Source organism: Pantoea sp. Sc1 (assembly GCF_000255315.1).
In the GTDB taxonomy this organism is placed as follows: domain Bacteria; phylum Pseudomonadota; class Gammaproteobacteria; order Enterobacterales; family Enterobacteriaceae; genus Pantoea; species Pantoea anthophila.
In genome coordinates, this window is the sequence record NZ_AJFP01000001.1 from 241654 (window position 1) to 252585 (window position 10932).

Here is a 10932-nt window from a genome sequence, read left to right on the forward strand (position 1 = left end):
GCATTGGCGCGTGACAAGTCAAAAAAAAGCGATCAGATCAGTATACCTGAATGCATCGCGGCTGGCACGGGTTACGGGCCAGTTAGCGGATATCGCTCACACGGCGATAGACAACCGGCGTCTCAGCCGGGGCGCTGTCACCCAGCACCAGCGCGGCTTTCACCGCGGCGGCGGCCTGCAGCCACTGCTCTTCGCTGCTGGCGTGAATCATCGCCAGAGGACGCTGTGCGTCGGCCCGTTCGCCCAGGGTGATCATGTCGCTCAGGCCGACGCTGTAATCAATGCTGTCGCTGGCACGCTGACGTCCGCCGCCCAGCGCGACCACAGCCAGCCCCAGCGCACGGGTATCCATACGGCTGACGATGCCTGGCTGGTCGGCATATACCGGTCTGCTCAGCATCGCCTGTGGCAGATAGGTGTCGTAGCGTTTGACAAAATCGGCCGGCCCCTGCTGAGCCGCAACCATGCGCCCGAAGCAGTCGGCCGCGCAGCCGTTGTCCAGCACTGCCATCAGCTTCTGACGCGCTTCGGCGTCGCTGGCAGCCAGTTTACCGGAGATCAGCATTTCACTGCAGAGCGCCAGCGTCACCTCGAGCAGGCGCGGATTGCGCTGCTCGCCAGTGAGGAAACGCACCGCTTCACGCACTTCCAGCGCATTACCTGCGGAGGAGGCGAGCACCTGATTCATGTCGGTCAGCAAAGCTGTGGTCTGACAGCCTGCGCCATTGGCGACGCCCACGATCGACTGCGCCAGCTGCTCAGAAGCGTCATAGGTTGGCATAAACGCGCCAGAGCCGACTTTCACATCCATCACCAGTGCATCCAGTCCCTCGGCCAGCTTCTTCGCCAGAATCGAGGCGGTGATCAGCGGAATGGAATCAACGGTGGCGGTGATGTCACGCGTGGCGTAGAAACGCTTGTCCGCCGGGGCCAGCGAACTGGTCTGGCCGATAATCGCCACACCCACCTGCTTAATGATCTCGCGAAAACGGTCATCGCTGGGGAAGATGTCGAAGCCCGGAATCGCCTCCAGCTTATCCAGCGTGCCCCCGGTGTGGCCCAATCCACGCCCGGAGATCATCGGCACATAGCCGCCGCACGCCGCCACCATCGGTCCTAACATCAGTGACGTCACATCGCCAACGCCGCCGGTAGAGTGCTTGTCCACCACCGGGCCGTTGAGATGGAGTGATTGCCAGTTGAGCACCGTACCGGAGTCGCGCATCGCCATCGTCAGCGCCACCCGCTCAGGCAGGGTCATATCGTGAAAATAGATGGTCATCGCCAGCGCAGCAATCTGGCCTTCCGAAACGCTGTTATCGCGCACGCCGTTGATGAAGAAGCGAATCTCCTCTTCAGTCAGCGCATGGCCGTCACGTTTTTTACGAATAATTTCTTGTGGCAGGAACACGAAAGCCCCCTGGTTCAGAAAAGATGCGGTGGGGAAAGGCGGTCAGCGACCGCCAGAAGGATCAGTAACCGGCTTTGCTGGTGTCGCTGTCGTGACCCAGGGTATTCAGCAGGCTCGCCAGCAGGCTGGAGGCACCAAAGCGGAAATGGCGCGCATCGGCCCAGTCGGCGCCCAGCGTCTCTTCCGCCATTTGCAGATAGATTGCGGCATCTTCCGCGGTGCGCACGCCGCCCGCAGGTTTAAAGCCAACCTGCTCACTGACGCCTTTATCCCGGATCACATTCATCATGATCTGCGCCACTTCGGGCGTCGCGTTGACCGGCACTTTGCCGGTAGAGGTTTTGATAAAGTCGGCACCGGCGTCGATGGCGATTTCTGACGCCTGACGAATCAGCGCTTCCTGCTTCAGCTCACCGGTTTCGATGATCACTTTCAGCAGCACATTCGCTTCTGCACAGGCCGTTTTACAGGCTTTGACCAGATCGAAGCCGACCTGACTGTTCCCGGCGATCAGCGCGCGATAGGGGAACACCACATCCACTTCATCGGCACCGTAGGCGATTGCGGCACGGGTCTCGGCCAGCGCAATGTCGATGTCATCATTGCCGTGCGGGAAGTTCGTCACCGTGGCGATACGAATCTCCGGCGTGCCCTGCTCGCGCAGCGTTTTACGCGCAATCGGAATAAAACGCGGATAGATGCAGATTGCGGCGGTGTTGCCAGCCGGGGATTTGGCCTGATGGCACAGGGCGATCACTTTTGCATCGGTGTCGTCCTCATTCAGGGTGGTCAAATCCATCAGTTTCAGGGCGCGCAGGGCGAGGTGTTTGATATCGGTCATGAGGCTCTCCAAAGAATCGGGGTGCAACCCACCGGCTCGCCGGCGGAATGTTATAATAATAACACTCTGAAGCGGCCTGATATGTGCCAGCAGTCACATAGAAATAAGAAATTGGTGCAAAATTACCACGCAGGCTGTGACAAAAATCGCAGATAACGCGGATTAATGGCCATTATACGTCACGCGATGCGATGTTACTATTATCACATTTATGGGCGCAGCGCCGGAAAGGCGGGATCGAGCCGGAACAGCTGCTGGCTGTTGTGCCACAGGGCATCGGCAATTTCTTCAGGTGACTCGTCACGCAGGCTGCAGAGCACCTCCCACACCCGACGCGCCCGTTCAGGACGATTGGGCTGGCCCTGAAAGCCCTGCAGCGGCATATCAGGGGCATCGGTTTCCAGCAGCAGCGAAGAGAGTGGCAGCTGCGCCACGGTCTGACGGGTTTTGCTGGCGCGCTCATAGGTAATGGTGCCGCCAACGCCAATCGCATAGCCCAGCCGGATAAAAGCCTGCGCCTGCTGCAGGCTGCCAGCAAAACCATGCACCACGCCACGGCGCGGCAGATCGTGACGACGCAGGATCTGCGCGAGTTTGTCATGCGTGCGCCGTGAATGCAGGATCACCGGCAACTGATAGGTTTTCGCCAGCTTAAGCTGCGCCTCAAGAAAGCGCTGCTGCTTATCAAACTGCGGATCGTCGCGATAGAGATCCAGCCCGATCTCGCCGATCGCCACCAGCTTACGCGGTCGCTGTTGCAGCAGCGTTTCAAGCTGGTCGAGATGGGAGGCCTGATGCGCTTCGATCACAATCGGATGCAGCCCCAGCGCGGCATATAAGGCCGGATGCGCTGCGGCCAGCGCAGAGACCCGCTCAAAGCGGCTGGCATCAATCGCCGGAACGATGATCTTCTCCACGCCCGCCTCAGCGGCGCGCGCCAGGCTGGCGGAAATGTCCCCCTCAAACGGCGGAAAGTCGAAGTGGCAGTGCGTGTCGATAAACTTCATGCCAGCGATCCTTTGTCGTAATGCTCATCGTTATCCGCCAGCGGCGGCGTGATAATCTGGCGGGTATCGGGCGCGTTCGCCACCGGGGCAGCGGGCGTGACGATGCGCGGCGAGGTCAGCGGTTCCGCATCGCTCAGCCACTGCCCCAGCGTCGCGAGGAAATAGCGGCCGCAGCGCCGTCCCAGATGATAATCCTGATTCAGTGAGCTGATGCGGCTGCCAAGCGCACTGCTGGCCAGCGCATGCGGCGGAAAGATTTCGATGATACGCAAATCATCGGGGGGATTCTCAATGAACTGCTGAATTTCCCGATAGCTCTGCTCGTGCCGGTTGACCACATTCACCATTGGCTGCAACGCGCCGGTACTGAGCCAGCGCTCCATCCGCCTGAACCATTTCGGCGTGTAGAACATCTGCGACGGCACGGTGCGGATCACCACGATGGTGTCAGCCCCGCGACGGGCCGCCTCCCGCACCGGAATGGCATCGCTGATGCCGCCGTCGAGATAGCTGATCCCCTCCAGATTGACCCCCAGCCGGTAAAAGCCGGGGATAGCGCTGGAGGCTTTGATCAGATCCAGCCAGTTGTCGGCAGTGGGCGTAAAGTAGCTAGGGGTGTAATCGTCACTGCGGCAGGCGCACATATAAAATTCGCGGCCGCTGGAGAACATCTGCTCTGCACTGCTCATCGCCAGCGGAAATTCACTGCGGGTAATCTCAATCAGCCAGTCGAGATCGATCAGATTTCCCCCGCGCACAAAGCGCAGCGGATCGAAAAAGAGTTTGCTGGTGGTATATCGGGTAATGACGCGCCGCGCATAGCCGGGCTGACCACAGACATAGGCAGAGAGATTTTGTGCACCGGCAGAGGTGCCAAGCATCAGATGAAACGGGTTAAATCGGGCGCGCTGAAACTCATCCAAAACACCGGCGGTAAAAATACCGCGCTGACCGCCGCCTTCACACACCAGGGCAATCTTCTGCGATTTAAAGGGGATCAGTGCCAGAGGTTCAATGGCACCAAGCGTGACAGGAATGCGTATACCCACTGTGCGAACCTCAGAAGGGCTCCGGGCAGGCTGGGGGAGCAATCCGCTTGCAGCGGCAGCATTCCGGAGAACCAGTCCTCTATTCCTTTAACCGGTAAACCTGCCAGGCAGGCTTACCACCGTCGCGATATGAAGGTGTCCCTCTCTTCACGTCTGTCGCTGACGATGACTGGTCTCCGCTCTATGCTTTGCGTTGCATTACACTGCAGGACTCATCGGCTAAAGCTTTTTACGGCCGGTAAACAGGCTGATGAGGAACAGGATAATACCAACAACGAAGACAACTTTAGCTGCCCATGCTGCTGTACCCGCTAAACCGCCAAAACCTAACGCTGCAGCAATCAGTGCGATCACCAGAAAAATAATGCCCCAACGAAACATAAGCCTCTCCTTACCCTATTTAAATTCGAACTGCTTATTTCATCCCCGGATGGGTCTCTTTTATTCGTGCGGCCACAACCGTGACCGCACTGCAGCCATTAAGATTTAACCGTCAGGTCATTCTTAACGCTTTTCACGCCTTCAATGGCTTTAGCGATGCTTTCAGCACGGTCTGACTGTGCCTTACTCGCCACATGCCCTGAAAGCTGAACAACGCCGTCGGTGGTTTCAACTTTAACGTTGCGCGACGGAACAATGTCATCCGCTAATAGCTTAGCTTTAATTTCGCTGGTCGTTGCGGCATCGCCCGCATAACCTTTCACAGAAGTGGTTTTGCTGTCTCTGACGTGTAGTTTGTCGCTGACGGATTTAACACCTTCGATTTTCTGCACCACAGCCACAGCCTTTTCAGCCTGATCCTGTGAGGTGACGAAACCGCTTAAGGTCACGACGCCCTGATGCGTTTTTACCGAGATATCCGTGCTTTTAATGGCGTCGTCATCCACCAGTGCCGCTTTGGCTTTGGCGGTGATGCCGCTGTCATCCATATAACCATCGACTTTTTTCATAGAACTATCGATTTTCGAACCCGCGCTGTCGGCAGTCTGAGACGCTTTCTGAGAAAGTGATTCGTCAGCCAGGGCGCTGCCGCTGATCAGTGTTGAGCCAATCATGGCAGCCATCAGGGTTTTAGCAATCTTAGTCTTGTTCATCGATATCTTCCTTCTATCAGTTAACTCACCCAAAACTGTGGGCGAAACAGCAGCACAGGTGCCGCTGCGTTACAGGACGTAAGGACAAGAGAAGTCTCTTTCGCCGTCCGATAGAATAATCATAGTCGGCATTTTGCGATTTGCCTGGCTAACTGGTTGATCGCACGTTAAAACAGCAGAAAAACAGGGTTTTTAGGAGGAGTCTGTAGCGGGGAAAACAGGGCCATTCCCTGCTGGAATGGCCCGGAAACAGCGCGATCAGTGCTCGCGCGTTTTGCGGAAACGAACGTCCGGATAACGTTCCTGGGTAATATTGAGGTTGACCATGGTAGGCGCGATATAGGTCAGATTATCGCCGCCATCGAGCGCCAGGTTAACTTCGTTTTTACGCTGGAAGTCATCAAACTTTTTCACGTCGTCGCACTCAACCCAGCGCGCCGTAGAGACGTTGATCGCTTCGTAGATCGCTTCGACGTTATATTCGCTCTTCAGGCGTGCGACGACCACGTCGAACTGCAGCACCCCGACCGCACCCACGATCAGATCGTTGTTGTGCACCGGGCGGAACACCTGCACGGCGCCCTCTTCCGACAGCTGAACCAGCCCTTTCAGCAGCTGTTTCTGCTTCAGCGGATCGCGCAGGCGGATACGGCGGAACAGTTCTGGCGCGAAGTTCGGAATCCCGGTGAACTTCATATTTTCACCCTGAGTAAAGGTGTCGCCGATCTGAATGGTGCCGTGGTTATGCAGGCCGATGATGTCGCCAGGATAGGCTTCTTCCACATGGGAACGGTCGCCCGCCATGAAGGTCAGCGCATCGGAGATCATCACATCTTTGCCAGTTCGCACCTGACGCAGCTTCATCCCCTTTTCATACTTCCCGGAAACCACACGCATAAAGGCGACGCGGTCACGGTGTTTCGGGTCCATGTTTGCCTGGATCTTAAAGACAAAGCCGGTGAACTTCTCTTCCTGTGCTTCTACAGTGCGGGTGTCGGTCTGACGTGGCATCGGACGCGGCGCCCAGGAGACCAGGCCATCCAGCATATGATCCACGCCAAAGTTACCCAGCGCGGTGCCGAAGAAGACCGGCGAGAGTTCGCCGCTCAGGAACGCTTCCTGCTCAAACTCGTGCGAGGCACCCTGCACCAGCTCCAGCTCTTCACGCAGCTGCGTCGCCAGATCTTCACCGACGGCGCTATCAAGTTCCGGGTTATTCAGCCCCTTCACGATGCGCACGTCCTGAATGGTGTGCCCTTTACCGGACTGGTAGAGATAGGTCTCATCTTTGTAGAGGTGATAAACCCCTTTGAACAGCTTGCCGCAGCCAATCGGCCAGGTGATCGGTGCGCAGGCAATTTTCAGCTCGCTTTCCACCTCATCCAGCAGCTCCATCGGATCGCGGATGTCACGGTCAAGTTTGTTCATAAAGGTAAGGATCGGCGTATCGCGCAGGCGGGTGACTTCCATCAGCTTACGGGTACGATCCTCGACGCCTTTCGCGGCATCGATCACCATCAGACAGCAGTCCACGGCGGTCAGGGTGCGGTAGGTGTCTTCCGAGAAATCTTCGTGACCTGGGGTATCCAGCAGGTTCACCAGGCTGTCACGGTAAGGGAACTGCATCACCGAGGTCGTAATGGAGATACCACGCTGTTTCTCCATCTCCATCCAGTCCGACTTAGCGTGCTGGTTAGAGCCGCGGCCTTTTACCGTACCGGCGGTCTGGATAGCCTGTCCGAACAGCAGCACTTTTTCGGTAATCGTGGTTTTACCGGCATCCGGATGCGAAATAATCGCGAAGGTGCGGCGGCGTGCCACCTCTTCTAAAAAGGGATTAGACATGAATTCTTCTCAATGGAGCAGCGCGGGTCACAGGCGCTGCTGATAAATCACGGTGGCCGGCAGAACCTTACCGGCGGGTAAACGGTGCCAGGACGATATTTTATCGTTGGCGGGTCAGCGCGAAGTTACATTGGCGTGAATTCCGGTTACCTGGTCAGCTTTAAGGCGGCATAGCATACAATATTTTGCGCGCGCGGCCTACAGGGGAAGGGGCGGGATTTAGCGGAGATAGCGCGCTGAAGAGTGGCTCTGGGCGGGGCTGACCCGCGCCCGCCCTGTTTTCGTTATCCCAGCACCTTTCTGACGCAGGCTTTGAAGATCTGCACGCCGATCTCCAGTGAGCTGAGGTCAAATCGCATATCGGGATGGTGCAGTCCTGGCGTCAGGTTGGTACCCAGCCCCCAGAACCCCGCTTTCACTCCCGGACGCTTCACCGGATAGTAGAAAAAGTCCTCGCTGCCTGGCGTCGTGCGGGCCGGCAGTGCACCCGCTTCGCCCAGTACCTCAACGATAGCGGCGCGGATCACCGCCGTGGCTTCATCATCGATCTCGGCCGCAGGCATCTCTTTCAGCACCCGGACCTCGGCGCTGGCCCCCAGCGCCGCCACGCTGTGGGTAATAGCGCGCGTGACCTGCTCTTTGAGCTGGGTCATCGGTCCATTCTCCTGAGAGCGCAGATCCCACACCACACGGGCTTCATCCGGCACCGAGTTCGTTACCCCGGCGTCACACAGGAAACGGGTCGCTTTAACGCTCCAGGTCAGGCCGGGAGAGAGATGCAGGGCGTTGACCGCCTGCACCGCCTGAACGGCGGCATCGAGCGCATTCACGCCCAGATGCGGACGTGCCGCGTGGGCAGGCTGGCCTTTAATCGTCGCTTCCAGCGTGCTGCAGGCGGAGTAAAGCACCGCAGGCACCGCCTGCCCCACGACGCACTCCTCCAGCGGACGCAGATGGAAGCCCAGAATCATCTCTACATCATCCAGCGCGCCCCCCTCGATCATCGACAGCGCACCGGCGCCCAGCTCCTCGGCGGGCTGAAACAGGATCTTCAGCCGGCCACGTTTCACTGTGCCCTCCTGCAGCAGAGCCGCGGCCGCCGTCAGCACCACCGACGAGTGACCATCGTGACCGCAGGTGTGCCGCGCGCAGGGGACACCGTCGATCACGTGTCCCAGTGCATCCATATCCGCCCGCAGCGCCAGCACCGGCCCCGGGACACCGCTGTCAATCTCCGCCACGATACCGGTGGTGTTGTTAATGTTGCGCGTCACCTTCAGGCCCGCTTTCTCCAGCTGATCAGCGATATAGGCCGAGGTTTTGAACTCCTGAAAACCGAGCTCCGGGATTTCATGCAGCGTGTGATAATGCTCCAGTACCTTAGTCAAAACGTTACTCCTGAATAAACAGACGCATAACAGACATGGCAATCAGCGCGTTGATGATGCTGACCAGCATCAGCAGCGGCCAGTATTTTTTGGGTACATCGGCCACACCCAGCAGCCGTCCCATATATTGCAGTTGCGATCCCATCAGAAAAATCGCCGGCGCCAGGATGGTGATATCTGCCCCGGTCAGCAGCCCTTTGGTCAGCAGGCTGACCGCCACGCCGGTTCCCGCCGACGACGAGAGCCAGGCCGTCAGCAGCACCGTGATCGCTTCACCTGGCAAGCCGAACAGCCCCATCACCGGCGCAAAAACATGGCCAAGGAACTGCATGATGCCCAGCAGATTCAGCACCTCCGCCAGCACATAGGCCATCACCACATTCGGCATCAGGTTGTGGATGGCGATATGAAAACCTTTCCGTGCGCCGGTAACAAATACGTCAAACGGATTGCTGCTGGCAGTAACGCTTTTATTTTCCATCGATAAAATCCTTCTTATAAACACTGTTTAGCACAGCGCGCGTGATGGCCGCACCGACAAATTTCAGCGCGAACATGACTAACAGCGGAATGATGATCGGCAGCGTCATTGAGGCAAAGAGTGCGGAACCGATGGCGAAGTAGTTATTGATTAACCCGGCCCCGGAATATTGCCAGGCGCTCATGACCACCACCTCTTTCTTACCGATCTGCTTCTGATCGGCCATCTCTTTCGTTAACGCTGCACCCGCGTCGGTGCTTTGCAGGTCGGTGATGAGTGCCAGCCCGCAATGCCCCGGCAGCCCCATCAGAGGTCTGAGTAAGGGCGTCAGCAGCCTGTGCGCCGCCCGAATCGCGCCGTAGTGGGTAAAGATCTCCAGCACGCCCAGCGCCAGCATGACGGTAGGCGTCAGCGACAGGGCGAACAGGAAGCCGGCTTTGGCACTCAGCCCGCCTGCGCCGAGAAAGGTGTTACTGGCGGGATCTTTCATGGTGCCAAAACTGCCGCCCAGCGTGGTGAAATCAAACGCGCCAAGCCATTTCAGACCGTCGACGTTATAAAAGAGCCCGGAAAAAAACAGAATGGCAAAAATTAACGCGACATAACTGCCTCTTGTCGCCGTCATTTTCATCGGTGTAACGCGGGTTTCATCTGACATGATTTTCTCCTGATCACCTGACCTGCCCCTGTTCCCTGTCGGGGCAAGTTTCAATATATGGAACTGAGTTCTAAGCAGGATTTATGCCAGTGCTGACGCAGTCAGCCTTTATTCCTGCCCTGTTTCGCCTCTCCGGCTCTCCCATCCCCGCGATATGCGCGACTGCACGGAAATTTATTTTGTTTCCGCTGCGAATGCGTGCCTGCTGGCCGTATCCGGTAGCCGCGCTCGTATGCCGCCATCAGGGCGATTGCACCAGCAGGATGCTGTACAGGTGCACTAGCGTGGTGCCATCCTCTCTGTTTCAGGCCGATAACCTGTAATACAAAATGAGAATTGGTCGCATTCAAATTGCTGAATAATTCTATTTAAATCAAACAGATAAATTTCCCCATTTTGCGAAAAAGGCTTCACATTACTAACATATCTGATGCATAATTCGCCGCATCTGCCTGTTTAATTAACATCTTCGTAAAAAGGACTCGGCCATGCTGACTGCTGAAATGACTGGACGTTTAAACGACCAGCTGAACCTGGAATTTTTCTCTGCCAATCTTTATCTGCAAATGAGTGCCTGGTGCTGTGACAAAGGCTTTGAAGGCGCCGCGTCCTTCCTGAAAATGCACTCACGTGAAGAGATGCAGCACATGCAGCGTCTGTTTGACTACCTGAGCGACACCGGCGCAATGCCGGTCCTGGGAACCATCGCGGCACCGCCGGTTTCCTTCAACTCACTCAATGAGATCCTGGAGCAGGCGCTGGAGCACGAGCAGCTTATCACCCGTAAAATCAATGAGCTGGCACATGCCGCCATGACCTCACAGGATTACTCCACCTTCAACTTCCTGCAGTGGTATGTTGCCGAGCAGCACGAAGAAGAGAAGCTGTTCAAAACCGTGCTGGATAAACTGGCGCTGGTCAGCAACAGCGGCAACGGTCTCTTCCTGGTCGACAAAGATCTGGGCCGCATGAGCACCGAGAACCACGCAGAGTAATCTCTGTAGGGACCACGGAGTCAGAAGACCGGGTCGCTGTGAGATCGTGCTTTCACAGGGAACAGGGTCAGATCGGAAAGACGCAAAAGCCGCCATCCCTGGCACGCTCGGCCCGCGCCATCCCTGGCGCGGGACGCTTTCCTCCTCTGACCCTGTTCCCTGC

The 10932-nt window shown here is 57.2% G+C and carries 11 protein-coding genes; 1 reads left to right on the plus strand and 10 read right to left on the minus strand.

The window, feature by feature from the left end:
* Positions 1 to 82 precede the first annotated feature (82 nt).
* The 10 genes from deoA to S7A_RS01195 form a co-directional block, all read right to left on the minus strand.
* Positions 83 to 1411: a thymidine phosphorylase gene (gene deoA / locus S7A_RS01155; RefSeq protein ID WP_009087194.1), complete on the minus strand. Its 1329-nt coding sequence runs from the start codon at positions 1409 to 1411 to the stop codon at positions 83 to 85.
* A gap of 61 nt (positions 1412 to 1472) precedes the next feature.
* The gene (deoC, locus tag S7A_RS01160; RefSeq protein WP_009087196.1) at positions 1473 to 2252 is read right to left on the minus strand and encodes a deoxyribose-phosphate aldolase; all 780 of its coding nucleotides are present in this window, start codon (positions 2250 to 2252) and stop codon (positions 1473 to 1475) included.
* 209 nt (positions 2253 to 2461) lie between these two features.
* A complete protein-coding gene (locus tag S7A_RS01165; protein ID WP_009087197.1) occupies positions 2462 to 3259 on the minus strand; it encodes a TatD family hydrolase in 798 nt (265 codons plus the stop codon).
* The gene (locus S7A_RS01170; RefSeq protein ID WP_009087200.1) at positions 3256 to 4308 is read right to left on the minus strand and encodes a patatin family protein; all 1053 of its coding nucleotides are present in this window, start codon (positions 4306 to 4308) and stop codon (positions 3256 to 3258) included. Before S7A_RS01170 ends, S7A_RS01165 begins: the two co-directional genes overlap by 4 nt.
* Positions 4309 to 4527: 219 nt before the next feature.
* On the minus strand, positions 4528 to 4689 hold the full coding sequence (locus S7A_RS20645) for a DUF1328 domain-containing protein (RefSeq protein ID WP_003848537.1): 162 nt from the start codon (positions 4687 to 4689) through the stop codon (positions 4528 to 4530).
* A 98-nt stretch (positions 4690 to 4787) separates the two neighbouring features.
* The gene (gene osmY / locus S7A_RS01175) at positions 4788 to 5402 is read right to left on the minus strand and encodes a molecular chaperone OsmY (protein ID WP_009087205.1); all 615 of its coding nucleotides are present in this window, start codon (positions 5400 to 5402) and stop codon (positions 4788 to 4790) included.
* A gap of 258 nt (positions 5403 to 5660) precedes the next feature.
* A complete protein-coding gene (gene prfC / locus S7A_RS01180; protein WP_009087207.1) occupies positions 5661 to 7247 on the minus strand; it encodes a peptide chain release factor 3 in 1587 nt (528 codons plus the stop codon).
* 284 nt (positions 7248 to 7531) lie between these two features.
* Positions 7532 to 8635, minus strand: a complete 1104-nt coding sequence (locus S7A_RS01185) for a M20 peptidase aminoacylase family protein (protein ID WP_009087209.1) — start codon at positions 8633 to 8635, stop codon at positions 7532 to 7534.
* Between the two features lie 4 nt (positions 8636 to 8639).
* Positions 8640 to 9116, minus strand: a complete 477-nt coding sequence (locus tag S7A_RS01190; RefSeq protein WP_009087211.1) for a YjiG family protein — start codon at positions 9114 to 9116, stop codon at positions 8640 to 8642.
* A complete protein-coding gene (locus S7A_RS01195) occupies positions 9106 to 9774 on the minus strand; it encodes a nucleoside recognition domain-containing protein (RefSeq protein WP_009087213.1) in 669 nt (222 codons plus the stop codon). Before S7A_RS01195 ends, S7A_RS01190 begins: the two co-directional genes overlap by 11 nt.
* Positions 9775 to 10262: 488 nt before the next feature.
* Between S7A_RS01195 and ftnA the strand changes: the two genes are divergently transcribed.
* Positions 10263 to 10769 carry a non-heme ferritin gene (gene ftnA / locus S7A_RS01200; RefSeq protein WP_009087216.1) on the plus strand — a complete coding sequence of 169 codons (507 nt, stop codon included), beginning with the start codon at positions 10263 to 10265 and terminating at the stop codon, positions 10767 to 10769.
* Positions 10770 to 10932 lie beyond the last annotated feature (163 nt).